At 67.8% G+C, this 23,954-nt stretch carries 31 protein-coding genes and 1 pseudogene; 8 read left to right on the top strand and 24 right to left on the bottom strand.

The window, feature by feature from the left end:
* Window positions 1-1,020: 1,020 nt before the first annotated feature.
* The 12 genes from OHA65_RS38715 to OHA65_RS38660 form a co-directional block, all read right to left on the bottom strand.
* Window positions 1,021-1,452 carry a hypothetical protein gene (locus OHA65_RS38715; protein WP_331736525.1) on the bottom strand — a complete coding sequence of 144 codons (432 nt, stop codon included), beginning with the start codon at window positions 1,450-1,452 and terminating at the stop codon, window positions 1,021-1,023.
* A 620-nt stretch (window positions 1,453-2,072) separates the two neighbouring features.
* Window positions 2,073-2,663 (bottom strand): hypothetical protein, encoded by a 591-nt coding sequence (locus tag OHA65_RS38710; RefSeq protein ID WP_331736524.1) that lies wholly within the window; start codon window positions 2,661-2,663, stop codon window positions 2,073-2,075.
* On the bottom strand, window positions 2,660-3,919 hold the full coding sequence (locus OHA65_RS38705; protein WP_331736522.1) for a hypothetical protein: 1,260 nt from the start codon (window positions 3,917-3,919) through the stop codon (window positions 2,660-2,662). Before OHA65_RS38705 ends, OHA65_RS38710 begins: the two co-directional genes overlap by 4 nt.
* Before the next feature lie 3 nt (window positions 3,920-3,922).
* A complete protein-coding gene (locus OHA65_RS38700; protein ID WP_405763638.1) occupies window positions 3,923-4,675 on the bottom strand; it encodes an ATP-binding cassette domain-containing protein in 753 nt (250 codons plus the stop codon).
* Between the two features lie 111 nt (window positions 4,676-4,786).
* Window positions 4,787-5,206, bottom strand: a complete 420-nt coding sequence (locus OHA65_RS38695) for a hypothetical protein (protein WP_331736518.1) — start codon at window positions 5,204-5,206, stop codon at window positions 4,787-4,789.
* A gap of 529 nt (window positions 5,207-5,735) precedes the next feature.
* On the bottom strand, window positions 5,736-5,906 hold the full coding sequence (locus tag OHA65_RS38690; protein WP_405763636.1) for a hypothetical protein: 171 nt from the start codon (window positions 5,904-5,906) through the stop codon (window positions 5,736-5,738).
* 194 nt (window positions 5,907-6,100) lie between these two features.
* A complete protein-coding gene (locus tag OHA65_RS38685; protein ID WP_405763634.1) occupies window positions 6,101-6,664 on the bottom strand; it encodes a hypothetical protein in 564 nt (187 codons plus the stop codon).
* Between the two features lie 544 nt (window positions 6,665-7,208).
* Window positions 7,209-7,352, bottom strand: coding sequence for a hypothetical protein (locus OHA65_RS38680; RefSeq protein ID WP_331736583.1), 144 nt, complete (start codon window positions 7,350-7,352; stop codon window positions 7,209-7,211).
* A gap of 193 nt (window positions 7,353-7,545) precedes the next feature.
* Entirely contained in the window at window positions 7,546-7,935 is a 390-nt protein-coding gene (locus tag OHA65_RS38675; RefSeq protein WP_405763632.1) for a transposase, read from the bottom strand.
* The gene (locus OHA65_RS38670) at window positions 7,892-8,023 is read right to left on the bottom strand and encodes a transposase (protein WP_405763630.1); all 132 of its coding nucleotides are present in this window, start codon (window positions 8,021-8,023) and stop codon (window positions 7,892-7,894) included. Before OHA65_RS38670 ends, OHA65_RS38675 begins: the two co-directional genes overlap by 44 nt.
* 401 nt (window positions 8,024-8,424) lie before the next feature.
* Entirely contained in the window at window positions 8,425-9,801 is a 1,377-nt protein-coding gene (locus tag OHA65_RS38665; RefSeq protein ID WP_405763628.1) for a tetratricopeptide repeat protein, read from the bottom strand.
* Between the two features lie 127 nt (window positions 9,802-9,928).
* Window positions 9,929-10,288 (bottom strand): recombinase family protein, encoded by a 360-nt coding sequence (locus OHA65_RS38660; protein ID WP_405763627.1) that lies wholly within the window; start codon window positions 10,286-10,288, stop codon window positions 9,929-9,931.
* Between OHA65_RS38660 and OHA65_RS38655 the strand changes: the two genes are divergently transcribed.
* Entirely contained in the window at window positions 10,274-10,450 is a 177-nt protein-coding gene (locus OHA65_RS38655; RefSeq protein ID WP_405763625.1) for a hypothetical protein, read from the top strand. The genes OHA65_RS38660 and OHA65_RS38655 overlap by 15 nt on opposite strands.
* Before the next feature lie 442 nt (window positions 10,451-10,892).
* On the opposite strand, the gene OHA65_RS38650 is transcribed toward OHA65_RS38655, so the two are convergent.
* The 3 genes from OHA65_RS38650 to OHA65_RS38640 all read right to left on the bottom strand — a co-directional run bounded on the left by OHA65_RS38650 (window position 10,893) and on the right by OHA65_RS38640 (window position 12,138).
* Entirely contained in the window at window positions 10,893-11,459 is a 567-nt protein-coding gene (locus tag OHA65_RS38650) for a GntR family transcriptional regulator (protein WP_405763622.1), read from the bottom strand.
* Window positions 11,460-11,468: 9 nt separating this feature from the next.
* Window positions 11,469-11,648, bottom strand: a complete 180-nt coding sequence (locus OHA65_RS38645; protein ID WP_331736506.1) for a GntR family transcriptional regulator — start codon at window positions 11,646-11,648, stop codon at window positions 11,469-11,471.
* 97 nt (window positions 11,649-11,745) lie between these two features.
* Window positions 11,746-12,138, bottom strand: a complete 393-nt coding sequence (locus OHA65_RS38640) for a hypothetical protein (RefSeq protein WP_331736503.1) — start codon at window positions 12,136-12,138, stop codon at window positions 11,746-11,748.
* A 299-nt stretch (window positions 12,139-12,437) separates the two neighbouring features.
* Between OHA65_RS38640 and OHA65_RS38635 the strand changes: the two genes are divergently transcribed.
* The gene (locus OHA65_RS38635; protein WP_331736501.1) at window positions 12,438-12,797 is read left to right on the top strand and encodes a hypothetical protein; all 360 of its coding nucleotides are present in this window, start codon (window positions 12,438-12,440) and stop codon (window positions 12,795-12,797) included.
* Window positions 12,798-12,863: 66 nt separating this feature from the next.
* Here the strand turns inward: OHA65_RS38635 and OHA65_RS38630 are convergent, their stop codons facing one another.
* The 6 genes from OHA65_RS38630 to OHA65_RS38605 form a co-directional block, all read right to left on the bottom strand.
* Window positions 12,864-13,589: a restriction endonuclease gene (locus OHA65_RS38630; protein ID WP_405763618.1), complete on the bottom strand. Its 726-nt coding sequence runs from the start codon at window positions 13,587-13,589 to the stop codon at window positions 12,864-12,866.
* A gap of 36 nt (window positions 13,590-13,625) precedes the next feature.
* On the bottom strand, window positions 13,626-14,306 hold the full coding sequence (locus tag OHA65_RS38625) for a restriction endonuclease (protein WP_331736497.1): 681 nt from the start codon (window positions 14,304-14,306) through the stop codon (window positions 13,626-13,628).
* Window positions 14,306-14,518: a hypothetical protein gene (locus tag OHA65_RS38620; RefSeq protein WP_331736495.1), complete on the bottom strand. Its 213-nt coding sequence runs from the start codon at window positions 14,516-14,518 to the stop codon at window positions 14,306-14,308. Before OHA65_RS38620 ends, OHA65_RS38625 begins: the two co-directional genes overlap by 1 nt.
* Before the next feature lie 429 nt (window positions 14,519-14,947).
* Window positions 14,948-15,577 (bottom strand): hypothetical protein, encoded by a 630-nt coding sequence (locus tag OHA65_RS38615; RefSeq protein ID WP_331736493.1) that lies wholly within the window; start codon window positions 15,575-15,577, stop codon window positions 14,948-14,950.
* Window positions 15,574-16,443 carry a hypothetical protein gene (locus OHA65_RS38610; protein WP_331736491.1) on the bottom strand — a complete coding sequence of 290 codons (870 nt, stop codon included), beginning with the start codon at window positions 16,441-16,443 and terminating at the stop codon, window positions 15,574-15,576. The genes OHA65_RS38615 and OHA65_RS38610 overlap by 4 nt, the downstream gene beginning before the upstream one ends.
* Window positions 16,444-16,721: 278 nt before the next feature.
* Entirely contained in the window at window positions 16,722-17,264 is a 543-nt protein-coding gene (locus tag OHA65_RS38605; protein WP_331736488.1) for an SUKH-4 family immunity protein, read from the bottom strand.
* 203 nt (window positions 17,265-17,467) lie between these two features.
* On the opposite strand from OHA65_RS38605, the gene OHA65_RS38600 reads away from it, so the two are divergent.
* The 3 genes from OHA65_RS38600 (at window position 17,468) to OHA65_RS38590 (ending at window position 20,325) form a co-directional block, all read left to right on the top strand.
* Window positions 17,468-18,052: a DUF6431 domain-containing protein gene (locus tag OHA65_RS38600; protein WP_331736485.1), complete on the top strand. Its 585-nt coding sequence runs from the start codon at window positions 17,468-17,470 to the stop codon at window positions 18,050-18,052.
* Between the two features lie 102 nt (window positions 18,053-18,154).
* Window positions 18,155-19,513 carry a DDE-type integrase/transposase/recombinase gene (locus OHA65_RS38595; protein WP_331736482.1) on the top strand — a complete coding sequence of 453 codons (1,359 nt, stop codon included), beginning with the start codon at window positions 18,155-18,157 and terminating at the stop codon, window positions 19,511-19,513.
* Entirely contained in the window at window positions 19,510-20,325 is an 816-nt protein-coding gene (locus tag OHA65_RS38590) for an AAA family ATPase (RefSeq protein ID WP_331736480.1), read from the top strand. Before OHA65_RS38595 ends, OHA65_RS38590 begins: the two co-directional genes overlap by 4 nt.
* A gap of 116 nt (window positions 20,326-20,441) precedes the next feature.
* Here the strand turns inward: OHA65_RS38590 and OHA65_RS38585 are convergent, their stop codons facing one another.
* Window positions 20,442-20,660, bottom strand: coding sequence for a hypothetical protein (locus tag OHA65_RS38585; RefSeq protein WP_331736478.1), 219 nt, complete (start codon window positions 20,658-20,660; stop codon window positions 20,442-20,444).
* A gap of 251 nt (window positions 20,661-20,911) precedes the next feature.
* Between OHA65_RS38585 and OHA65_RS38580 the strand changes: the two genes are divergently transcribed.
* The 3 genes from OHA65_RS38580 (at window position 20,912) to OHA65_RS38570 (ending at window position 22,681) form a co-directional block, all read left to right on the top strand.
* Window positions 20,912-21,157 carry a hypothetical protein gene (locus OHA65_RS38580; protein WP_405763614.1) on the top strand — a complete coding sequence of 82 codons (246 nt, stop codon included), beginning with the start codon at window positions 20,912-20,914 and terminating at the stop codon, window positions 21,155-21,157.
* 214 nt (window positions 21,158-21,371) lie between these two features.
* Window positions 21,372-21,584 carry a helix-turn-helix domain-containing protein gene (locus tag OHA65_RS38575; RefSeq protein WP_331736473.1) on the top strand — a complete coding sequence of 71 codons (213 nt, stop codon included), beginning with the start codon at window positions 21,372-21,374 and terminating at the stop codon, window positions 21,582-21,584.
* 209 nt (window positions 21,585-21,793) lie between these two features.
* A complete protein-coding gene (locus tag OHA65_RS38570) occupies window positions 21,794-22,681 on the top strand; it encodes a restriction endonuclease (RefSeq protein ID WP_331736471.1) in 888 nt (295 codons plus the stop codon).
* 116 nt (window positions 22,682-22,797) lie between these two features.
* Here the strand turns inward: OHA65_RS38570 and OHA65_RS38565 are convergent, their stop codons facing one another.
* Window positions 22,798-23,550, bottom strand: a complete 753-nt coding sequence (locus OHA65_RS38565; RefSeq protein ID WP_331736580.1) for a hypothetical protein — start codon at window positions 23,548-23,550, stop codon at window positions 22,798-22,800.
* Window positions 23,530-23,877, bottom strand: a pseudogene (locus OHA65_RS38560) (transposase); the annotation flags it as partial. The pseudogene OHA65_RS38560 and the gene OHA65_RS38565, both read right to left, overlap by 21 nt.
* Between the last annotated feature and the right edge of the window lie 77 nt (window positions 23,878-23,954).

The raw sequence follows: 23,954 nt of genomic DNA, 5'->3' as shown, positions 1-23,954 counted from the left end.
TGACTTCCTCCGCACCACCGAGCTGGAGCCGGTCGAGCGGGCCGTTGGCGAGCTGTGGAGCCGGTTGTCGTCGGGCATCACCCCGCCGTACTGGTTGACGAGAAGCGGTGCGGCCTCCGGCTTGGTGTGACCGATGATGATCTACGGGTGGTCCTGAGGGGCCGAAAGCTCGCCCGGAGACCCCTGGTTCTCAGGCAGTCGCCCTACGCCGATGGCCGGCCTTTCAACGTGACAGTGCCTTGTGCACTCTGATGTCGATGGCGTCGGCCCGAGGTAGGAGGGCGGTGCCCCTTGAGCGGCTCCGCAGGCGCACTCGACAGCGGGGCCCGCCCAGCGGCCCAGCCTCCGTGCAGGGAGTACTGACTGCCACCTCCCTGTTCGGTCGGTTACCGGATTCCGCTGTATGGCAGCTGTACGTGCCGTGGGCGCCGACAAGAGTCGTGGTGAGTAGGACGGTTAGGACCGGCCAGGAGTGGGTTGCGTCATCGGGACAAGTGCCTGCCACAAAGGGCGTGGCCAGCCAGTAGTCCGCGGCCAGCCCAGTCAGGAACACGGCCGCGAGCGGTCTTCCCAAGGAGAGTGACGTGCCGTCCCCGCGGCCGCAGGGCAGGGAGCAGACGAGGCTGGCGTCCTTGATCTCGTTAGCGATGGAGGCATCCCCGCGGCCACGGGGAGCAGACTTACTGACCAGCCACTTTAAGTGGGCGAGACCTCAATCTGAAGCACTTTCACAGAATTGCGCCGTTCCGGCAAAGCGGTCATTCCACCTACCGTGCATACGCCGCCGACACCGTAGGCGAGGGCGGCACGTCACGTGGCCGTCCCGCCACTGACCTACACCCCGTCCGGGTACGCGTAACGACAGCACTCGGGCAGCCGACGGCGCGTCAGCGGCGCCATATGGGCAAGGAGCCGGAGAGCTGAGTCTGGCGCTGCACCGGGCGGGTGGGCACTCTGCTCGCCAACCGCGATGGAGTCAATCTCTCCGGGTCCAAATCTCCATCTCCTCGCCCAGGGAATCTAAGCGACTGGTTTACCATTTCGCATGACCTCCACCTGACGCTGAACTCTCGAATTGACGCCGCTCTTGCTTCCCGTATAACCAGCGAGAATGAGCAGCGGAAATTCCTTCCCTTCGACAGTCCTGATCACAGGCGCCTCAGACCCCATCAAGTCTCCACCCAGAGCAATGGTCGACAATTCTTCAACGCCGGACCACGCAAAGGTCTTCCACTTGAACACCCCAAAGTAACGGATAGCCTTGCCGTCTACGCGAACACGAGAAAGTGGCGCCATGCAGAATACCCAACCACCAAACCCGAACGCCATGGAAGTGGTGAAGATGTTAGCCGTCAGCCTGTCAGGATCCAGCGTCGCAACCCCTATCAACAAGAAAGCAGCACCCAGGAGCCATACAAAAAAGCTCCACGGGCTCCTAAATGACGAAGCCACGGCATTTCCCTCCCAATCATAGAGATCGGCCCACCCAGGCAAGCCGGGCAGGCCGATCTCACCATCAGAACTTCTTAAATATCCCGGCTATACTCGGGGCACCGACCGCAAGCGCATACAGAGGATGATACGCCTCCGCTCCCTTATATGCCGCCGCTCGATAGAATCCAGGGACACGCGCCCTTTCGACAAACATGGAAAGATTTCCAAATTTCGCCCAGCGCAGCGCTGTGCCAACGCCAAACGTCGACGCAGTTATAATTCCGTCAGCCGTGTTTTCTTTCCATGTTTCTTCCAGCCGCCCCCTTCCGCAGCGCGTTGCTCGGCACGGAACCCATAGGCAGCTGCTTGGAGTCCCGCGCACGCAGCCCATCCGACCTCTGGCACAAAGCATCCGATCGTCGCCCCAACGCTGGCAAGCATTCCACGGTTGTTCTTGATCCAGCTCCAGGCACGACTCACCTTCTCCTGATTCCTCGCGCGGGCGAGCGCCTTCGCCTTGGCTTCCGCTACCGCCGGTTCTATCCAGTAAACGGCTCTGTCTCACATTCGGACGGGCCGCCCCAGGTTGAGTAGGACGGCCCGTCTTGTTGGTTGTGTGTTCAGTGGAAATCGGTCTCTTAGCGGGCGCCGCGCGGCGGCTTGAGGCTGCTGAACGTCGCTCCGGCAACCAGGACCGCGACGCCCGCCAGGAGGGCGGGCAAGCTGGTTGCGGGGTGCAGGATGACAGCCCACGGCTGCGCTCCGCGGCCGCCGCTCCTCCATCCTCCGACGGCGAGGACCAGGGGTATAGCGGTGAGGACTGGGGCTGCGATCCGGGCGCCGGTGAGGGGGTTGAGTAGGAGCGCCAGGCCGAGGTAGAAGGCGGTATTCCGGCCGATGGCCAGGGCCACTGGCGCAGCGCCCATGAAGTGTCCGAGGACGGCCATGCCTAGGGCGGCAAGGGCGCAGGCAGCGGCGAGGGAGGTATCGAAGCGGTGGACGGCCCGCACGGCGACGATTTCAGCGGCACCCCGGGCGCGGCCGGTGAAGGAGAGCCATGCCACAGCGGGGATGACGGTGATCAGCGCTGCGAGAAGGAAGTGTCCGGCACCGCCGACCATTGCGGGTACGGGGATGCGGCTCTGTCCGAATGCCAGGCCTGCGCCGGCCGTCACGGCGGTGATGGCGGCGAGGGTGGGGACGTTACGGGATGCGGCCCACCAGTTCACCGGCCTGCTCCTTCAGGGTTCAGGCTCGGCTTCTGGTCGCAGCCCGTGAGCGCGGCCCGGTTCGTTTCGTACCAGGCGTGCTGACGGTCGGAGGGCAGCGTGAGGACCTTCTGGGCGAGTTTCGCGTCGTCGGGGGAGACGCGGCCCTGGACCGGCGCCGGGGGAGCTTGGGTGGCGATGGCGGTCAGCCATGCGGTGAGCGGTCCGCGGGCGGGGAACCCCGGGTACGTGTGGCTGGTTCGGGCGCATTCGGGGATGGGGGGCAGGAGGGTGTTGGTGAGGTTGGCGGCGATGCCCTGCTCGCGGACCTGCCCTTTGCCTCCGAAACCGGCCTGCCCGGGCTTGAGGTCACGGTTTTGGGTGAGGGAGGAGAGCACGGGAAGCCCGGCGTCCTTAAGGCGGCCGCTGTAAGTGCGGGTGGTCGCCACGATCCGGGAGCGTCCGGGGGTCTCGGGCCACAGGCACACTTCCGGGACGCCGGCGGTGTCGCAGATCAGAGCGTCGGGGTTCCGGTCGGTGACCGGGTCGTAGCCCATGTCCACGACCAGAAACACCGAGGCCACGGACGCGGCGACAAGGGCGGACAGAGGCTTCCAGCGGTCGGCCTGGGCGATCGCGAGGAGGCACGCGGTAATGATTCCGCAGGTGAACAGGAGCGGCGCCCACACGGCCACAGGGTCGATGACCGATCCGACCGAGCAGCAGCTGTCGTAGGCGCCGGCGACCAGATGGCGGGGCCACGGGGTGTCCCAGGATCCGGGGAACGCGGTCAGGCAGAACCCGGTGACCATCGCCAACGGTGCGGCCGCAAGGTGCGGGAGACGGCCGCCCAGGAGGTATCCGGCCAGCGTGGCGGCCGCCATCAGCAGCGCGTACACCACGAACATGCCCAGGTGGGAGAAAGACGGGAGCGTTCCCGCGGCCGAGACCGCGACACCGACCGCGATGAGCATCCCGACCACGCCCATGGCCCAAACGGGGACCAGCAACGGCAGTGCGATGGCGAGCCGGCTGCGGGAAGGAGTCTGCCCGAAGACGTTGCCTCGGCGCAGGCGTGCGCTTTCCCACGCTCCACTCGCCGCGCACGCCGCCGCGGCGAACGGGATCGTGTAGGAGGCGTGGCCGAGGACGGACGGCCCGTAACCAGGGACGGTGCCCGTGGTTATCGGTTCCGACAGGAGCAACAGGACATAGCCGGCGAGGAAGACAAGCATGAGTCCGGCGGAGGATGATCGCAGGAGAGTGGCGATACGCATCGGTCAGATCTCCCGTCCGACGAGCATCAAGTAGGCGGCTTCGGCCTGCTCGCGTCCGCGTGTGGTGGCCGGTGCCAGGGCGTGAAAGTCGCCGGGGCTGCCCTGGAAGCGGATCTTGCCGTGGGCGAGGACGGCCACGTGCGTATACAGGTCGGCGAGGTCTTCGGTCTGGTGCGTGGAGACGATCACCTGCACGCTGCCGGCAAGGTCGGCAACCAGCTCACGGAACACCAGGCGCTGCGTGGGGTCGAGGCCGGCGGTCGGCTCGTCCATCAAGATCAGCTCACTGCGGTGGGTCAGTGCCCCCGCGATGCCCATGCGGCGGAGCTGCCCGCCGGACACCTGGTGGCTTTTACGCTCCGCGAGACGGGTGAGGTCGACGCGGCGCAGCGCGTCCTCGGACGCCTTCCACGCTAAGTCTTTCGGCATGCCCTTGAGCCATCCCGCGTAGGCGACCTGTTCTCGTACGGTCAGCCCGGGCATGGGGGTGATCTGCTGGGGGATCCACGCCACGCTTTTGCGGTAGGTGGCCAGATGGCGTCCCTTTGCCGCGCCTCCGTTGAAGGTGACCGACCCGGAGGAGGGGGGCAGGTGGGAGGCGGCGATGGCCATCAGTGTGGACTTGCCAGCTCCGTTCGGGCCGAGGAGGACCGTTGCCCGCCCATCAATCCGGAGACTGAATTCATTGAAGACGGGGGTCTTCCGCCCGTACTGGAACGCAACATGATCAAAAATCAGAGGCATGGAGGAACGCACAATCCGCCACCCCACCGCCAGTGGGATGGCTTTGGTTGTGGGACAGTGGACAGGCGAGGGTCCCGGTGCTGAATCCACCGGGACCCTCGTACTACTTGTTCAACAACCGTACTACCAGGCGACCTTCACGTAGTCGACGGAGATGAACGAGCCGTGGGACACGTCCGTCAGCGCGAAGTAGTAGTTGCCTGCGTCGTTCGGGTCGCCATAGTCGACCCACCCGCAGTAGTTCGTACGGGTCCCCTTGGAACGGTCCGGAGCGGAAGAGATGTCCTTCCATAACTGCAGCCCGGCATAGTTGAACCCGCCACCGCCGTCCGCGTAGCAGCCGGAGAAGTAGATACCCGTGTAGTCCCCGGTGTCGTTGTTGTCCCACCAGCGGCGCGACTCGTTACCTGCCCGCCACGAGTTGATGGACGACTCGAACTGACCCTCCGCCGTCACACCGGCGTGCGCCGGAATCACCGACACCGCACCCAGCAGCGCGGCACCGGCCATCGCCCCGGCCCACGACTTCAAACCAATCTTCACTCGATCCCTCTTCCGTGTTTCTGGCACCGCCTCTACCGGGCGGCGCCCTCGCGGGTCGGAAGTCCGACCCCTGATCCGGCTAGCGACTACCAGGCGACCTTGACGTAGTCGATGTTGATGTAGTCGCCGTTACCGACGTCCGTCAGCCCGAAGTAGTAGTTACCCGCGTCGTTCGGATCGCCGTAGTCAACCCACCCGCAGTAGTTGTTGGATTGCCCACTTCGAGCACACCAGGTACCACCGTGGGGTCCAGAATCAGCCGGATCAGCGGCGCACCCCGTTTGCTGGTGGCTTCGCGGCACAGGAATGCAGCAGCGCTGCGATGACCCCGTGAGCGCCACATGCGACGGGGCCGACCCGCCCACGGCGGGCCGGCCCCGTCGTCAATCCGGTCACCGCCCGCGACGCGCTCCCATTTTGCAAACTGAGCTTCAAGCTGACGTTGTGCACTCCGCGAAAATGTCAGGCATCCGTGCGGAGAGTGCACGACATCGTGCGACGTGCACCGAACGCACCGCACCAGGTGGGCTCAGCGGCCGGCTTCCGGACCGCGGTGTGGGTCAGGACGGGGGCGGTGTGCGCGTTGGTCGTCCTCGCGCACCAGAGGCGGCGCGGTGGCGTCCTTGCGGTCGGCGTACCGGTCCATCCTGTTGCGGGCCTGGTCGGCCGCCTTCGTGAAGACGGCCTGGAGGTGGCGCAACTGCTCGTCGGTGAACTCCAGGCTTCGACGTCGGTGCGCGACTTCTTCAGGGTCCGCACGGCCGTCAGGTCGAGCACCGGCTTGTCGTCCAGGCGGTCCAGCTCGGCATCGGGATCGGCGGCTGGAAACGTTCTGCCTACGGATATGCCGTCGAGCCGATGGATGGCCGAACCTCGCTGCTGTGCCGGGGCAGGTCAGTAGCGCTTGACCAGAACCGAGTTGGAGACCTTGCGTGCACCGTTCGGGAGTTTCAGGAGCGATCCGTCCGAGTTGCGGTTTTCACTCAGCTGCCGGTAGGCGAAGTCATCCGTGAGAACGACGTAGATCGTACGGGCAGAACCTGGATCGGACGGGGACAGGTGGACGTCGAAGGTGTACGGGCCGGGCCGCCCCAAATCATCCTTGGGGTAGTAGTTCGTATGCGGCACGGGCTTGCCGACGCCATCGAGCTGCACCATCCACGTCAGGTGCCATCCCCCTTGAAGGTTGCAGTTGACCTCGGCGGTGAGAGACCCGTCCGATGCGACCGTCAGCTGCTTGGGCTCGACGGTCACGTCCAGTCCCGGCTCGTCGCCGCAACCGGGCAAGGCCTGTCCCGGGCCCACAGTGGGCGCGCCGCCGGTGGAGGGACCTGACTGTGATGCCGAAGGTCCGGGTTTCGGATCGTGGCGGTCGTCCTTGCCGCTGAACACGCCGGACCACAGCCCAAGGCACCCCACGATGATCGAGCCCGCCACAGTGAGGATCGCGGCCTTCATGGTCGCAGGCTGACTGCTCCACCAACTGCCGATCCAGCTCATACAGCCCCCCGATCCGCCGGCACCGAAGTCTTCGCTTACAGCAGCGACTTCGATGCGCCCACACCACAAGCGGAACAATTCCCCCCTACGAAGATAACAACCTTCTGTAATCGCATAGACACAGGAACGGTCTGGTGAGGGGGCCGGCTCCTTCAGCCAGGAACGGGGCATCGTGACCCGTCACACCGTGCCTCGGCCGAGCCCCTCGACGTCCCCGCGCTCGCGCCGCCTCTTCCCGCGCTTTTCGATGGTGGATAAGCGATCCGCCTTGTCCTGCACACGCTCCCGGACGACGCGTTCACGGCCAGGGCCGGACCGCCCGGCGGCTACCACCGCCGGACGCTCACAGAACCCGCCAAGGTCCACATCACCGCAGGTCGTCGGCCGAACGTACTCCGAAGGTAGGCCGAAGGTGTCCTTAGAATGTCCGTAGGTGTCCGCAGGTCACACGGAGATCCGCTACAGAGTCGGCTCGAATCCGCCCTGCTCCCAGCGCTCATCCTCAACCAGCAGCCGCTTCGGTCGGCCCCGCCCCGAACCGCGGAACGTCGTCCACGGTCACGTCCAGGCGTAGCCGTTGGAAGCGCAGCGGGTGGCGGAAGACGCCGCCGCGGTCGATCGCCCGGTCGGCGCTGATCTCCGCCACCAGCTCGGGGCCCTGGGCCTGCTGATCGGATGGAGGCGCCGGAACGACTCTCGGGGGAGCGGGGCCTTCCGGGGCCTACCCGACCCGGTCCGCGGGATGCGGATCTTCTCCAGCACGGGTCTGAACTGGGTGCAGTCCGCCCGCTGTCCTGGGGCGACGATGAGAGACAGAGGGCGGCGTCGGCCGTCGGCATTCAGGTGGAGCTTGGTGGTGAACCCGCCGCGCGAGTGGCCCAGGCCCTCACCTCCTGCACCACCTCCACCAAGCCGGCGACGAGGCTCTGCCACGGCGTCTCGACCTGACGTTCTGGCCGTTCGGCCCCCTTTGCAGCGAGGGCCGGCGGGCGGGTCAGTGCGGGCGCCGGCCGCATGCTGGGGGGCTCGGACGATGGTCGGGTCACCGAGATGTCCCAGTCGATCTCCCCGGCTGCGTCGGCCTCGGCCTGGACCTGTTGCAGCAGACGTTCCCACGTTCCGTCTGCAAACCACAGCCGGTGTCGTTCATATTCGGTCTCCGAGGGGCCGAACCGCTCAGGCAGGTCACGCCACTGAAACGCCGGTTCGCACCCGGAGCAGAATCCCATTGATCACCTGCCGGTGGTCCCGCCACCTGCCACAACGCATGTTGCTGACCGGCAGGAACGGCCACAGCCGTTCCCACTCGGCATCCACTCCTCGATTCTTATGGCCATCCTTCCTAAGGGGGCAGGCTTCCCACAGCACTCAGGATCGAGGGAGACCCATAAAGACAAGCCCCAGCAGGATGAGGACGGCGCTTGCCCCCGCCCCCTTCTTTTGCCCCGAACGCCAGTTGTCCCACCCTCTTTCCCCCGGCTTGAGATGGCAAGTCCAGCCATTCCCGCCAAGAACGTCACTAGACCAATCAATCTCATTCCCTACTCCTTCGGGGAGGAGGACTGCCGGCGGTTGCGCGGCCGGGGTCACTGAACCGGTAGGCGGTCGGCGGTGTCGCGTTCTCGCGAATCCGGGCGCCGGCGCTGGCGGCTGCCTTCCTTGTCGTGCGCAGAGTAGATGTCAGTGGCGCGCAGAGTTGTGTCAGTGGGACGGTCCTCCTAGAAGGGGGGCTCCAAGGAGTACCCGTTCTCGCCCAGCGGGATGGGCCCAGGCTTCGGTTTGGCAGCTCGCTGCTCGGCCGCCGTGGGGTGGACGGCGATCGCCTCGGCCGCCCGCCCTTGCCGAACCAAGACCTTGCACAGTTCCTCACGTGCCTTGATCGTGCCGAGGGCTCGCAGTTCGGCAGCGGCGGCGTCGAGGTGGCCGGCCGTGCTGAGGAGGTCGGCCTTGACGATGCGGGGGTCGGTCCAAGGGCGCGGGTCGGCTTCGGCCAGGGCGATCGCCTCGTCGACGCGCCCAAGGCCGGCGAGGGCCAAGGCTCGCCACCAGTGCTGGAACTCCTCGTGGTCATGGTGGGGTACGACACTGGGGTGCTCCACCAGGTGCAGTAGTTCCTCGGGGCGGTGGAGAAGCGGGTAGACAAGTGGTGCCAGGAGGTTGGAGCAGTCGTACCAGCCGAATCCGGGTTCGGCCACGACGATCGCGTCGTCCAGTCGGCCGTCCTGCAGCAAGGCTGAGGAGAGCCAGGCTCGGTACCCGACCCAGTCGTCGGCGGCGATGGCTTCGCGCATCACGGTCTCGGCTTCCTCGGCCCGGCCGTGGTCGCGAAGGGCACCGGCGTAGACGTCCAGGACGGTGTGCGCGTTCTGTCCGGTGGCCAGCTCGCGCAGCTCGTCGAGCCGACCATGACGCGCCAGAAGCCCGGCGTACGCGGCGAGCGTGTTCTGCGTGAGGTAGTGGCGTCCGGCTATGTCCTGACCCAGGATCCGGATCGCATCGTCGGTATGGCCCGCACGCTCCAGCACCTGGGCCTGGAGCTCCTGCGCGTTGGAGAAGGGGTGGTTCCACCGGCTCTCGCCCCTGGCGTGGCGCGCACTGTCGGCGTGCGGGGCGATGAGCTCCAGCACCTGCTCGTCACGGTCCAGGCCTTCGGTGATCTCCACCAGGACGGACAGGGTCCACCATCCGTCGATGTGCGGGACAAGTAGATCGACGGCCTCGTCGGGGCGTCCTGCCTTGGCAAGCAACCTGGCGAAGTCATGCCACTCGGACTTAGAGGCCCCACCGGCTGCGTCCGGGCGTGCGAGATCCAGTGCTTCCTGCGGCCGTCCCGACCGGAGCAGGATGTCGGCCTTCGCCCACAAGGCAGTCGGCCACCCGATCGCGACGAACGGCTCCATCACCTTCAGTGCCCGCCCGAACTCCCCTGCCCGGCACAACTCCTCCACCGCGCCTTCCGCGCAGAACCACTCGCCGCGTTCGGCCGCCGCCTGGATCACCAGTTCCAGGTGACCGTGCTCCAACAGGAAGTCCACGCTTCTCGGGGCGAGGCCGCCGAAGTTGCTCGCCTGCCAGGCAAGATCATCCATGTGCATGAACGGGAGCGTAGATGTACCCGCTGACACCCGCTGGCCAGGGCTCACGACCGGTCGGCTCGCCTCAGAACCGGAGGGGTGATCCGCAGGTCAACCCAATCGCTTCAGCTGAAGTGATTGGGCACAGTCAGCGACTGGTTGCATCTCGTCCAGCCGTGGTTTCAGCGGCTTCGTCGTACGCGGCGAGTGTGCGGTAGAGGGTGGAGCGGCCGATGCCGAGGTGCCGGGCGATCGAGGTGACGGACTCTTCAGCTTCGCGGCGCCGAAGGGCGACGGCGAGCATGTCGCCGTCGACGGCCGACGGGCGCCCGCCGTGGTTGCCGTTCGCCGCGGCGGTGTCCAGGCCGACCAGGGTCCGTTCGTGGATGAACTCCCGCTCGACCTCCGCCATCGCGGCGAAGACCACGAAGAGGACCTTGCCCGCGCCCTGCGGGTCGTACACCGCGAGGGCCCCCAACGACGCCGCGACTCGGTGCAGAGATCGCACGTCATCAAGCGGCGCCTCCTGGCCGCCGGGATGACCGGCTGGCAGCTTGCCGAACTCCTCGGCGTCCACGAGCACCAGATCGACCTCGAAGAACTCCCGACCTGCCCGTCCGCGTCCTGCTCGAACTCGCCTGCCGCCTCGACATGCACCCCGCCGACCTGATGCCCGGCTCCGACGACCTTTTCGAGCTGCCCCGCCACCGCCAGGTCATCGACCGCCGCCCGGCCGGCGCCGCCCACGACGCGCTCACCGTCATCAGCGCGCTCGCGCACGCGGGCGGTCCCGTCACCGCCGACGCCCTGGCCGCCGCCCTGGCCTGGACCCGCCACCGGCTCGACGCCGCCCTCCACTACGCCCGTGCTCACCCCGACGCCGGCGGCGTACTCGTCCTGCGCCAGGTCCCGCCCGGGCGTACACCGCCACCCCGCGCCTCGACGTCCTCGACTCGTACCAGGTCGACGCCCTCACCGGGCGGAAGAGGCCCCACGCGTCAGTACGCGGCCCGATCCAGCCCGCCGAGGCGGCCCTGTTCTCGTATAGCTACGGCGAGCACCGGATCCGGACTGCCCCGGCTCAGCGATCTCACCGCGCGCCCGGGCGGCCTTCAGGCAGTGCTGGACGACGGTGTCGTGGCCCCGCGCGCAGGGGCCAGCGGAAGCAGTCCGCGGCGGTGTGCCTCGCGCGTGAGGATCTCCACTTCGGCAGCAGCATTGCGGTAGGTATCCGCGGCACGTGCGAGGCGCTGCTCGGCGGCAGCAAGCTGGGCGTCGAGGTCACCGTCGGCGGGGACACCCTGCCCCGCTGAGAGCTTTCCCGTCGTGCCGGCTTGCTCCTCTCCCACAGTAGGGCGGACGAATACGCCACGACCCTTGACCGCGAAAACCAGGCCCTCCCGCTTGAGTACGCGCACTGCGTTCTGCGCGGTCGAGTTGGCGATCGTGAAGCGGTCTTGGAGCTCGCGGGCGGAGGGAACCCGCTCGCCCGGTCCGAGTTCACCGGACCGGATCTCCTCTCGGAGGGTGTCCGCTGTCCTGACGTGCGGGGGCCGGGGGTCGTGCTCGGCTTCCTGGTCCTGGGACATGCCGTGGGAGAACTGCGTGCCGCCTGCAGCAGGTGACCTGAGGCACGTGCGCATCACGTAGCTGCCGCGCCCCAAGACCGAATAGACCAAGGACTCCTGCTACAATACCCGAAGCGCGTTCTGCACCGTCGAGCTGGAGACGCCGAAACGAGCCTGCAGCAGCCGGGCCGACGGCAGTCTGCTGCCCGGGGCCAAATCCCCGACCAGGATCTCGGTGCGCAGCACCTCGGCCGCCTGGAGGTAGGGCGGCCTGGAATCCTCTTCCAGCGGCAACGTCATGCACCGACCCTACGTGGGACCCAGCGCATGAATGGCTCCCGGGTGGCGCGGACCCTCGCCGCCGGTGCTGACCTCCGGAGGACCGCCTCGCTCTCGGTCAGTTCGCGTCATTCGGGCCCGGGTCGACCTGCAGGCCAAGGCCGCCGAGCAGGTCGCGCCGCTCGTGCTCCTCACGTTCTAGGAGGCTGGCGAGAATGTGCGGGTCGTGGTGGGAGGTGATCGCTTCCCGCACGATGGAGGCGAGGATGTTGGGTGGCAAAGCCTCGGCCTGGGTGGTGGAGGTTCGGGTGAACGAGCGGTTGTCGCTGGCCTTGGTCGGGGCGGTCGGGAGCCGGTGTTCCTCGATCTGTTGCTCGGTCACCGCCAGGCGCTCGAAGATGATCTCCGTCCCGTGGGCGTCCACGGCAGCGAACGCGCTGACGTCCTCGGTAAGCGCGGAGAACAGATGGACTCCACTCGGGTCCCAGTCGGAGACGAGAAACACCTTCACGGACCGACGGTCCGCGGCGACGCGCAGCGCCGCTGCCCGTTTCGCCCGTAGACCGCTGAACCCGCTGCCCGAGTAGACCGGCCCGCAACTCGACCATCACACGTGCCCACGCCCCCGTACTGGGTCGCGGAAGAAGACGACCTGACTGCCCTGTCCAAGGACCCCGCCTGTCACCCCTCAACCGTGAGGCGGTCTTCGTCCGCCTCACCGACGTCCAGCGCATCACCCGCGCGCTCGAAGAGGAAGGCACCGCCTGATGCCGGTATCCGCAGCATCGGCCGAGAAGCTGAGAGCGGGCCATGGCCCGGCTGCTCGCTGGCAAGCCCCTGCACACCGACGGTGCCCTCACCAAGGAGAACCTCGCCCGCGAGGCTCAGGTCAGCCACGCGACCGTGCACCAAGCCGAAGACATCCTCGCCGAGTGGGACGTGAAGGTGGACAGGCCCGTCCTGCGTACGCCCGGAGAGGTCCAGCGTGACGAGACGATCGCCACCCTCCGCAAGGAGCTGCGGGAGGCGGGGCGGCAGGCCGCAGAGGCCCAGGGCTTGCTCGACGCCCTTGCCACGGTAACGGCGAACCTCTACGCGGAGAACCTCACTCTGAAGAAGCGGCTCGGCCGCAAGGGCCTGGCGGTACTGCGAGGCCCGGAACGGGAGTAGCCCCCGGCCATGCCGAAATGCGGCGTGAGATTTGGCCCGGTGAGCAGGAAGGGGGTGGGTCTGGGGTCACTGGGTCGTGCTCGGGATGCCCAAGACGTCGTACAGGTGCTGGCCGTGAGCCCATTTCTTGAGTTCGGGAGGGCCCATGAGGATGAGGTCGTGGTGCGCGGCGAAGTCGGTCGCAGGCTGGGTGAAGCCGTTGAGACCGATCATGATCGGGACATCGGCTCCATGGTGAAGGCGGGCCGTTCCGTTGAATTTCTGCAGGTGCCCCGAGCCGACCGGCGCCGCGTACTGCTTGCATTGCAAGATCAGGAGCCGGTCGTCGTGGTCGCGGGCGGTGACGTCCACGCCGAGGTCGCCGGCGCCTCCCACCCGCCGTGTACTGCGGAACCCGTCGCGGGCCAGGAGATCGGCACACGCCTGCTCGAAGCCCGTCGCGCTCATCGCGGCGAGCTGCTTCATCTTGAAGGTCAGCACATCCGGATCTACCGCCTCGCTCGGCGGAGTGCTGGAGGCGTAGTCCTCGTCCTGATCGACGTAGGCGTACGTGTCAGCGCCGAACAGGAACGAGAGCAGTTTCGCGAGGAAGATGAGCGAGACCAGTGCGCCCATGACGATGAAGCCGGTCCACCAGGGGTGATCGGCGATCAGCCCCGACAGATCTACGGTGATCCACCGGCTGACGTCTTCCGTGAGCCACTCCCACAGCATCTTGCCGATCGCCAGCGCGAGGACGGCGTACAACAGGAACTTCAGCAGCGGGTCGAGGGACCCGTCTTCGTCGAACACCACACCTCCGGGAAGTCGATGATGGGGAAGTGCCTGTCAGGCAGCACGCTTGAACCGGCCGCGACGGGCGCGTGCGGACAGCCCGAGGAGCTCGTGCAGCGCGGTACCGGTCTCAGCCCAGCGCCGGAGCTTGTCCCGGTCGACCCAGTGGACGCTGTGCCGATCGCCCCAGGCCATGGCGTCTCGGGTGAAGGTGCCATTGGTGACGACGACAGCGTGGTCGGCTCGGTGGGCCGGCCCGGCCGTCCCCTTCACCGCGTACATGACCGAGGACGCCACTTTCCCGCCGACGCGGGTGTGCTTGGCCTGCACGACGATCCGGCCGCGGTGCATGTGGTCACCGATGACGTCGGCCGCCTGGTCTCCGCCACCGCCCACGCGGCGTGCCGGCCAGCCGTCCCGGACCAGCAGGTCCCGCAGGGCGTGCTCGAACTGCCGGTCGTCCATGGCGTCGAACTCGGCCAGCGTGATCCGCAGCGCGGCCAGCCGCTCGGCGTCACGCCGCCGACGGCCCATGTCTCGCGCGATCCACCAGGCCCCAATGGCCCCTGCTAAGAGAACGAGAGCCAGCAGGAACGGCCACGCGTCCCTGCGCGCCCCGCCGGCCGCCGTGGCCATCCGGACGGCCAGGACCAGGACGGCCAGCGCAACGACAGCCGCCGAGACGACCTCGGAAGCGCCGCGTGGGCGTCGAAGGCGTAGCAGCTTGTGTCCCATTAGCGGGCAGCCGGAGAGGAGAGGGCCGGCTTCGGTTGAGCGGGCGGCGGCGTGCTGGCCGCCTCGCCGAATCCGAACAGCTGCCCCCATAACCAGACGCCGGCCGCAAGGCCGGCGATCATCCAGCCGCTCATCCGCTTCGCGCTCCGCGGCTTCGGATTACGGCGGATGTGTCCGCGGACACGGTGGAACCCGTCCGGCACCTTCGACATGGTGTCCCCTCCCGTCGGCGGGCCGCGGTCGCGGCTCGTCCTTCAAATTGATGTAGCAGCGGACACTGACAGAAACTGATGGATCATCACGGGATCTCGGAGGGCCAGGCCGCCATCAAGCCAGGCGCGTCGAACCGCCCCGCCGCCCATCCACGGTGGAACCGTGGGCTGCTGACCTCAGCGGACGGCCTTGCCGGCCCTTGCTCGGCCGTCGCTGGCCGTCCACCGCAACACTGCGACGATCCCTGACCGGATGCCTCTCACCTGCGGAGAACGGTCGCGGTCACGTCAAGCGGCACCGCGACGGTGAATGGCGGAAAGCAACGGGAGCGCGACGGGCGCTCTGTGCGCCGGTGCCGCCCCGTGCGCTCGGCTCTTTCGACCTTCTGGATTGCTTGTTACCCCTGAACGGAGCCCTTGGGCTCGGGGCTACCGGGACGACAGGGGTGCCGTCGTCAGCCAGGTCTTGATCAGCGAGGCCGGCATCCGGACCGGCTGGTACGGCGCGAGGGCTTCGGCGATGGCTTCGGCGAGCTCGTCCACCGTCTGGACCGTGTGCCGGGGCGGGGTGATCCAGATCCGGGGCTCCGCGTCGGCGCCGTCCTGGTTGGGGATGAGCTGCGCGTACAGGTGCTGGTGCCCGCCGGGGCCTTGCTCGTAGCCCCAGGTGCTGAACTTCTCCCAGCCCGGCAGCCAAAATGGGTGCGGGCCGCCGCGCGTCAGATCCGGCTTGGCTGCTCGCGGCTTCGGGGGCCGGCTGTACGACGGTCCGTAGACGATCTCCCATACGCCGTCGCTGTGCTCCAGGACATCCATCGGGACGTGCTGCTTCATCCCTCGGAGCTGCCGGCGGAACTCTTCGGGCTCGATTCCGGCGCGGGCTGCAAGGCCGGGGATGTCGGAGTCATTGAGGTTCAGGCCCATGATGTCGGGGATGTCCTCGGGACGGTACGGATCGCCTGCGGTCTCGGTGTGCTGTGCCAGGAGGAGGAACACCTGCTTGGCTGTCTCGTCGGCGATGCCAGTCTGGTGGACGTACGCGATGGCCTGCCTGCTCATGTGGAATGCCTTTCCCTGCCGTTGGCGGTGTGGTGGTTGTCCGGGCCGGAGAGGGAGCGCTCGCGAGGAGAGCTCGTGGCTTCCGTGGGGGTGCGGCTGGGTGCCTCCGCCGTCCGCTCGGCGTCGGCCTGCCGGGGCAGCGAGGTGTCGGCGGGGCGGAACTTGGTCAGACACACGCCGCACAGCAACGGCCCCCGGTCGAAAAAGAACGGGGTGACCTGCTGGCGGCGGGGTGGGGAGCACGCGCAGATGATCAGGAAGCGCGTGCCGTTCCGGTCGCTGCGTGGAGGCGCGGTGGCCTGCACGGTGGCTTGAAGCTGGACAGCGGCTGCGGCGTCGAGGGCGGCGATCACGTCGGCCCACTTCGCCGCCTCGGCGTCGGACAGAGGGCAGTGGCCCCTGCCGACCCGGCGGGAGGCACGTGAGGGCGGTGTGAGCCCGACTTCGCGGGCGAGACGGCCGTACTGCTTGTTGTGCCAGCGCTGGTCTCCGCCGCTGATGTCGGTGATGCCCCGGGCGAGGGCCAGGCCGTGCGCGGCCTGGTGCAGCAGTCCTTCCAGCATCGGGCGTCCGCCGTACCCGAGCGTGCCGGACGTGACCTGCAGTTCGATGGTCAGGGTGCCGTCACGGTCGAAGCTGCGGCCGGTGCGCAGCGCGGCGCACGCGGTGGGGTCCTGTGCACCGGCGGTGGGCGGTGTGGTGACGCAGACGTCGGGGACGTCGGCGAAACGGCGGCGGATCTCCTTCCACACGGTCTCGACGGCGCTGATGAGGACCGCGCCGTGCACGACGGGCGCGGTCGCGGGCCGGCCCTCCGTCGGCGTGTGGTTGGCGGCGTTCTCACCGAAAGGGGTTAAGTCATTCAAGGGGTGACGCCTTCGAGCTGGGCAGGCACGGACGGTCAGACGCGGCGAGCGAGGTCTTCGGGCGTAGGCCGGCCGGTGAAGCAGTGCTCGCGGTTGGTGTAGTCGACGGTCACCGTGTACTGCACGACATCGCCGTTGTTAGACGACTCTCTGCGTGGTGATGAAGCGGGGTGACGGCGACACTCCTGTTGCACACGGGCTGTTGTCGTATCCGGGGCCAGGCTGCCGCTTCGTGTGCGACGACACCGTGAACAGGAACGGGGTCGAGGTGGGGCGGGCTACCAGAGCCATCGGTCGAGGAGTTCCGCCCAGATGAAGCCCTTGTACCCGTCGAACGCGGGCGGGTCGATCTGCTTGAGTTCGGCCGCGAGCTGGCTGAGCTCGGCGAGGGCCTTGTCCTCATCCCCGTCCGGGTCATTGAGGACCTCGGACTGGCTTACGTGCCGACCGTAGTGGTGCAGGGATTGGAGCCACAGGTCGATGCTGGAGTTCGCGAACCAGCCGTCGCCGCCGGGAAGGACGTAGTAGACCGTGCCGGTCACGGGCTCGACTCCGAACGTCCACAGCAGGTCGGGGACCAGGCCTCCGTGCCGGTTCTCGGTCAGTTGGTACAGCTGCTTACCGTCTTGGGTCACGAGCTGCGGGGCTGATCCCGTCTGGACCGCCGCTGCCTCGATGAGTTGGTTCGTGTTTGGAATGCCGATGCTCACGAGCAGGGCCGTCTGGTTCTCGGGGACCTGCCAGGACGCGACGGAGGCCGCGTCGGCCCGCGTGACGTTCTCTTCGCCCGCCCATTCGACCAGGTCGTCATAGGTCAGCAATGTGAAGATCCTTCCAACGGCGCCAGCGGTCACCGTGACCCTACTGACCAGGACCGACACCCGGTCCGAGCACCCTCGGCCGGACACATCGCGGGCGCATGCAGGTTCGTCCTGAACAACATGATCCTTTGGCGTTTGGGCAGGCTGGCGGTACTTCGTCGTGCTCGGAGCGGGAGCACATCGTGGTCTGCGGAGGCTGTCGGGTGCTGATCGTCGACAACGACGTCCTGCTGGTGGAACGGCAGCTGCGGCAAGGCCGGCTGAGCTGCCCGTCATGCGGGGCGGCCCTGGCGCCGTGGGGGCATGGCAGGCCCCGGCAGATCCGGGGTGATCTTGGGGCCCGGTTGTTTCTGCGGCCGCGCCGTACTCGTTGCTCGGGCTGCAAGGTCACGCACATGCTGCTGGCGGAGGCGTTTTGGCCGCGGCGGGCGGATGCGGCCGAGGTGATCGGGGCCGGGCTGGAGATAGCCGCGTTGGGCATGGGACACCGCCAGGTCGCCGCCAGTCTGGGCTTGGCCGAGGGCACGGTCCGTGGCTGGTTGCGGGCGTTCGCCGGGCGGGCGGAGGCCGTTCGCCGGCACTTCACCGTTGCCTTGGTCGCGCTCGCCGACGACCCGGTGATGCCGGATGCGGCGCCGTCGGCGCTCGCCGACGCGGTCTCGGCGGTCGCGGCCGCCCATCGGGCGGCCGCGACGAAGTGGCCGGGGATGCTCACGGTGTCGCGGTGGGAGTTCGCCGGACGGGCGATAGGCGGCAGGATCCTGACCTCGTCTTCTACCGCTATTTGATCAACACGGGCCGCCCCTGGGCGGGATCGGAGGCTGCCGGAAGTCTTGACCGTGTCCGCCAGATCGCGGCGGGCTCTGTTCGAGACGCGAGGTGGGTTGCCTATGTCACCGACTGAGGATGAGGACCGTCGCCGGGCGGAGCGGGCCCGGCAGGTGGGCCTGTTCCGCTACGGCCTGATCCAGGACCTGATCGACATGAAGCTCACGACACGCCAGCGCGGGAAACTCGCCCGCGAACTGGCCGCGAAGGAGCACACCGACCCGTTCGGCCGGCAGGTCAAGGTGACCCGCGGCACCCTGGACCGCTGGGCCCGCCACTACCGCGCGGGCGGTTTCCCCGCGCTGGTTCCGGCCCAGCGGCAGGTCACCCCGCGGACGCCGGTGGAGGTGCTGGACCTGGCGACCGCGCTGAAGAAGGAGAACCCGGCCCGCACCGCGGCCCAGATCCAGCGGATCCTGCGAACCACGCAGGGCTGGTCGCCGACCGACCGCACCCTCCAGCGGCACTTCGCCGGTGCCGGTCTGACCGGCGCCGGCGGCGGCGAGAAGAGCGTGTTCGGCCGGTTCGAGGCCACCCGCGGCAACGAGCTGTGGACCGGCGACGCCCTCCACGGACCCAAGATCGGCGGGCGCAAGACGTACTTGTTCGCGTTCATCGACGACCACAGCCGGGCGATCGTGGGCCACCGGTTCGGGTTCGCCGAGGACACCGTCCGCCTGGCCGCCGCCCTGCGGCCAGCACTGTCTGCCCGTGGAGTCCCCGAGTCGATCTATGTCGACAACGGGTCGGCGTTCGTGGACACGTGGCTGCTGCGGGCCTGCGCGTCCCTGGCCGTTCGCCTCACGCACTCCAAGCCCGGCCGGCCTCAGGGCAGGGGAAAGATCGAACGGTTCTTCCGCACCGTCCGTGACCAGTTCCTGGTCGAGCTCGATGACGAACGTGTCGGTCAGATTGAGCATCTCGCTGAGCTGAACAGGCTTTTCACCGCGTGGGTGGAGACGGTTTATCACCGCACGGTGCACTCGGAGACGGGGCAGCCTCCGATTGAGCGTTGGCTGGGTTCGATTCCTCGGCCGCTGCCGCTGCCCAGCCCCGCTGATCTTCGGGAGGCGTTTCTGTGGTCGGAGTTCAGGACCGTGACGAAGACCGCGACGGTCAGCCTGCACGGCAACACCTACGAGGTCGACCCGATCCTGGTCGGGATGAAGGTCGAGCTGGTCTTCGACCCGTTCGACCTGACCGAGATCGAGGTGAGGACCTCGGGCAAGAGCGCGGGCAAGGCCGTCCCGCATCGGGTGGGCCGTCACACTCATCCGAAGGCGAGGCCGGAGACACCGCCGGAGCCGGCCCCGCCGACTGGAATCGACTACCTGAAGATCCTCGACGAGACGCACACAGCGAACACCGCCAAGGGCATCAACTACTCGTCCCTGATGGACGACGGGCGGGGACCGCGATGATCGACCGCGTTCAGGGGTACTTCGGTTTCACCCGTGTCCCCTTCGGCCGGAACCTGGCCCCCTCGATGCTTCATCAGCACCACTCCCACCGGGAAGCCGCCGCCCGCATCGCCTGGTGCATCAACAACCGGGCGATCGGCGTGGTCACCGGCGAAGTCGGATCCGGCAAGACCGTCGCCCTCAAGGGCGCCGTCGCCTCGCTCGACCCGGCCCGGTTCACGGTCATCTACCAGCCCAATCCCGAGGTCGGCATGCGAGGCCTCTACGACCGCATCGTCACCAGCCTGGGCGGGACCCCAAAATTCCACCTGGCCGCTCTCGCCACCCAGGCGTCCGCCGCGCTGGCCGCTGAGGTCGACGAACGGGGCAGGACGCCGGCCGTGGTGATCGACGAGTCGCACCTGCTCGACCACCAGGAGCTGGACGCGATCCGCATGCTCACCAACTACGACATGGACTCCACGACGCCGTTCGCGGTGTTGCTGATCGGCCAACCCACCCTGCGCAAGCGGATGAAGCACGGCGTCCTGGCAGCCCTGGACCAGCGGATCTCGATCAGCTATCAGATGCCCACGATGACGAGGGATGAGACCTCCAGCTACATCAAGCACCACCTCACGATCGCCGGACGAGAGGACACGCTGTTCTCCGACGACGCCGTGGAACTGATCCATCTCACCAGCCGCGGCCTGCCCCGCTCGGTCAACAACATCGCCTGGCAGTCCCTCATCGCCGCCTTCACCGAGGAGAAGGGCATCGTCGACGAGTCCTCCACCCGGACCGCCATCACCGAGACCCACGCGACAGAGTGACCACGAAGCCGACACCGTGTTCACGACGACCCCGGCGGCCTGACGGCCGCCGGGGTCGTTTCATCCCATCCCATCGACAACCAGCACGTCGCCTTCGTGCTCATCTTCAGCGTCGCTCAACAGCCGTCGGCGTCGAGGTAGCCGCGCTCGATCTCCGTGCAGAAGCGGTCGGTGGAAATGCCGAAGTCCTCAGCCTCCTGAGCGCTAACCTCCCGGACACGAGTGCTCACCCCCATCCGTACGGAGCCAGGCGGGACGTCGAGCGGAGCGGGCGGCTGTTCGGCACGGTCCTTCGCGCTGGAGACGACTAGACGCGGTCCGGGTGTCTCGGTCACCGCGGTCCCCCTGCGGCGGCAGGACGCCCACGACCGAGGGGGCCCGCCGAGCCTTTACGCCTATGACGTTGACGGGGGGGTAGGGGCAGCCCGCCGCACCGGGCGGCGCATCCAAGCACGGCGATCAGCATGGTCACGGCCCGATCGTGCCATTGAGAAGTCGACACTTCCCGTGAAACGGCAGACTCGGCGCGACGCCGCGCACATCGTGGCCGACAACCGATGGTCGCCCCCGCGCCGCGCCCCCCGAGGTGAGGCCCACCAGTCACGACGAGCCCGGGATCGGCCCGCCTTGGCCGGCCTGGACGGCCAAGCAGGCCGAGGCGATGGGTCTGCTGTGCGCCGAGTGCCGCTTCGACCTGCGCACGCCCGGCGCCGAGCGGCGGCTCGCCTACAACATCCCCACCCAGCCTGACCGCCGGCGCCTGGTGTGCGGGGACTGCTGCGGCAACGGGCTTGACGAGCTGAAGCGCCTGGTTGCAGCACAGGCGCCGTGACCGCACGGAGCGCCGGACGCCCGGCCGACCCAGCTGCGTATGCGACCCACGCCTACTGGCTTGCTGAGCGGCGGCAACCGGCCCGGTTGCCGCCGTCCTGGCCGGGCGTTCCCTCTCAGTATCTGCGCCTGGCGCCTTCGCCGAACCGGTGGCCGCCGCCAGCACTTCCCGCGATCATGGCAGTACCCGCCGCATTTCAGAGAGGCACCGGCTCATGGACAAGAAGACGCCGGCCCGTCGGCTCACGCCCGGCCCGGACCGCGACAAGCTCGCCTCTGACCTGAAGTCGAAGTACGAGGGTGGGAAGTCGATCAGGGCTCTGGCAGAGGAGACTGGCCGTTCGTACGGCGGCGTGCACCGTCTGCTGGAAGACGCCGGGGCCACCTTCCGATCCCGGGGTGGAGCCCCGCGCCGCACCAAGTCCTAAAAGTCCTACGCTGCGCGCCGCCTCGGTACCTTTCCCAAGACCCGGCGTCCCTCTCTCGATCCCGAGTCGCAAAGCACTCGGGCCCGGAGGAGATGGCGGTTCTCCGACCGGCCCTGACCTGCCGTCGGCCGAAAGATGGCCGCGTGATGTCAGTGCGCCGCGGTGGGATGACCGGTCGACGCGTTACGTCAACCGGCAAAGGAGTACGCGTGGTTCAGGACGCCAGGCACGGCGGCGAACAAGCCGGTGACGGGGAGGACCTCGTCGGCTTAGCCGAGCAGGCCGCCGGCCCGAATGAGAAGCTGAGGACAGAGCGCGTAGCGGATGCTCACATGCCGTGGCACGGTCTGGCCAGAACGGACCGGTCGGTCACGTGGAAGAAGCTGCGGCATGGCCTTCCGATCACCGGCGCTGTGATCGCAGTCGCCTCGTTGATCGGGTTCGGAGTCTGGCTGGGAGCTTGGCTGGACGACCACTGGGGGATCTACGCCGTTCTGCCCCAGGTGGCCTTCATGTTGCTGGCCGTGTGGAGCCTGGCCGGCGAGCAGCGCCGCAAGTGGGAGGAGCGGAGGTCTCGGGGGCTGCAGATGGCGCTGGAGAAGATCGATGCCCTGCACCATCGGGAGTTCGAGTTCGCGGTGCGTGACCTGATGCGCCGCGATGGTTTCGAGGCCGAACGGGTCGGTGGAGCGGGCGACGACGTATGCGACGTACGCGGTATCGATGCTGACGGCCGAATCTGGGTGGTGCAGTGCAAGCACAGGCGGGATGGCTGGGCGGGGAAGCCCATCGGTGTCGACGCCTTGCAGCAGCTCAACGGCACCGCGGAACCCGTCCACGGTGCCCGGTTCGCCCTCATCGTTACCAACGGCCGCTTCACCGGGCCGGCGCTGGAGTGGGGTGAGACGTACGGCGTGCGCTTGATCGACCGAGGACGGCTTGAGCTCTGGGCTGACGAGCGCCGGCCGCTGTGGGAGGTACTGGAAGGGGTCAAGCCTGCCCGAAGGTTGCCCGGGCAACGGCGCCGACGGCAGCCCAAGTCTGTCCGCGCGTCGGTGCCGCTCCCAAGCCGTCAGGGCCGGCCAAGGGCCCGATGAACCCACCCGGCGCCACGACCGTTGTCGGCCTTGCACCCGGCGGGGACTCGTATGCGGGTGCGGTCACGTGGTCGATCCGACGGTCTGCGCAGTCGAACTGTTCATAAGCTTGTCGTTTAACCTGCGGCCTGGGGGCCGGCCTGCTCTCCGGCAGGGATGAAGATGGCTACATAGTCTTCGAACCCCTCGTTGAGTCCCCATTCCTCACGGGTCATTGCGGCTTCGTACCGGGCTCGGGAGTCCTTGCGGCCTCTGGCGTAGACGTGGACCGTGTAGATCGCCGCTGGGTGGAGTGTCAGCGTTGGGGCATACCCCTGGCTCCCCGGAAGCCAGCCCGCGGCCGGCACGGCAGGACCGGTGGTGGGGCCGGAGATTCCCATCCGGCCCCTGTAGACCGGCCGGTACGGCCAGGAACCGAGTGATTGCCACTGCTCCGCCTGCTGCACAGGCTGAGCCTCGGCGAGCATGAGAGTCACCCAGGCCTTGTGCTCCTGGACGCAACTGACGATGGTGAGCTTGCCGGGTGTGACGATCACAGGCTCGTCGGTATGAAAGTCCGGCAGATCGTCGACACTCTCGAACCCCTGCTCGATGTACTCGGCGATGTAGAAGTGTGAGTACGCGATGCTGACGACACCGCTGACTATGTCCATCTCCGGACCGTACGCGCTGATCGCACCGGCTGAGCGCCGAGTCTCTTTAGCTTGTCGTTTCCCGCCGGGACTGGGGTCCGTCTCGTCGTCCATGAGAGGGGTGACTTGACCGGTCCAGGTCCAGGGCTCCCGGCGGGGATCCCAGGTCACTTCCGCCTTGGTGTCGTGGAAGTCGCGCGCGAGGTCCGTCACCATCGTGACGGCAGCGACGTCCACGCCGGGGCTGAGGCGGACGGCGTCCAGGATCGCGGTCCAGGAAAGTGCGACCGGTCTCCAGCGCGGCGACGAACGAGTACGGCCAGCCGGGGATCATCCGGTGCTCGTTCTTCCCCCGTCCGTAGGTGTGGCAGAACGAGCGGTCCGGCGACGTCGCAGCGTCCGGCCGCAGCCACGGACTGACATCGACGGCCAGGACCAGGCGACCGTCCGCGGCCTTCTGCAACGGCAGCCCGGCCAGGGAGCGCCGCAGTCGTGACACATCCAGGCGGCCCCGGTTGAGAGCGCCGCAGAGGGCCCGTGACCACGGCGGTGTCTGATGGCCAACCTCCGGCGCACCGACGGCCTCGACAAAAGCGAAGAGACCGCGACGACCCGGGCAGCGCAGCTCGCCGCGATCGACA

The sequence above is a fragment of the Streptomyces sp. NBC_00045 genome, from assembly GCF_045041095.1.
Taxonomy (GTDB): domain Bacteria; phylum Actinomycetota; class Actinomycetes; order Streptomycetales; family Streptomycetaceae; genus Streptomyces.
Note: the sequence above shows the minus strand (reverse complement) of the source record. Positions and strands in the feature narration are given on the sequence as shown.

Excerpts from the sequence above, each read along its gene's own strand:
- OHA65_RS38620 (WP_331736495.1), bottom strand. The coding sequence starts at position 14,518 with ATGTCGAAGGTGCCGGACGGGTTCCACCGTGTCCGCGGACACATCCGC.
- OHA65_RS38635 (WP_331736501.1), top strand. The coding sequence starts at position 12,438 with ATGGCCCGGCTGCTCGCTGGCAAGCCCCTGCACACCGACGGTGCCCTC.
- OHA65_RS38705 (WP_331736522.1), bottom strand. The coding sequence starts at position 3,919 with ATGCGTATCGCCACTCTCCTGCGATCATCCTCCGCCGGACTCATGCTT.
- OHA65_RS38685 (WP_405763634.1), bottom strand. The coding sequence starts at position 6,664 with ATGAAGGCCGCGATCCTCACTGTGGCGGGCTCGATCATCGTGGGGTGC.
- OHA65_RS38575 (WP_331736473.1), top strand. The coding sequence starts at position 21,372 with ATGGACAAGAAGACGCCGGCCCGTCGGCTCACGCCCGGCCCGGACCGC.
- OHA65_RS38625 (WP_331736497.1), bottom strand. The coding sequence starts at position 14,306 with ATGGGACACAAGCTGCTACGCCTTCGACGCCCACGCGGCGCTTCCGAG.
- OHA65_RS38665 (WP_405763628.1), bottom strand. The coding sequence starts at position 9,801 with ATGCACATGGATGATCTTGCCTGGCAGGCGAGCAACTTCGGCGGCCTC.
- OHA65_RS38595 (WP_331736482.1), top strand. The coding sequence starts at position 18,155 with ATGTCACCGACTGAGGATGAGGACCGTCGCCGGGCGGAGCGGGCCCGG.
- OHA65_RS38615 (WP_331736493.1), bottom strand. The coding sequence starts at position 15,577 with ATGAGCAGGCAGGCCATCGCGTACGTCCACCAGACTGGCATCGCCGAC.
- OHA65_RS38645 (WP_331736506.1), bottom strand. The coding sequence starts at position 11,648 with ATGACGTTGCCGCTGGAAGAGGATTCCAGGCCGCCCTACCTCCAGGCG.
- OHA65_RS38590 (WP_331736480.1), top strand. The coding sequence starts at position 19,510 with ATGATCGACCGCGTTCAGGGGTACTTCGGTTTCACCCGTGTCCCCTTC.
- OHA65_RS38675 (WP_405763632.1), bottom strand. The coding sequence starts at position 7,935 with ATGGGATTCTGCTCCGGGTGCGAACCGGCGTTTCAGTGGCGTGACCTG.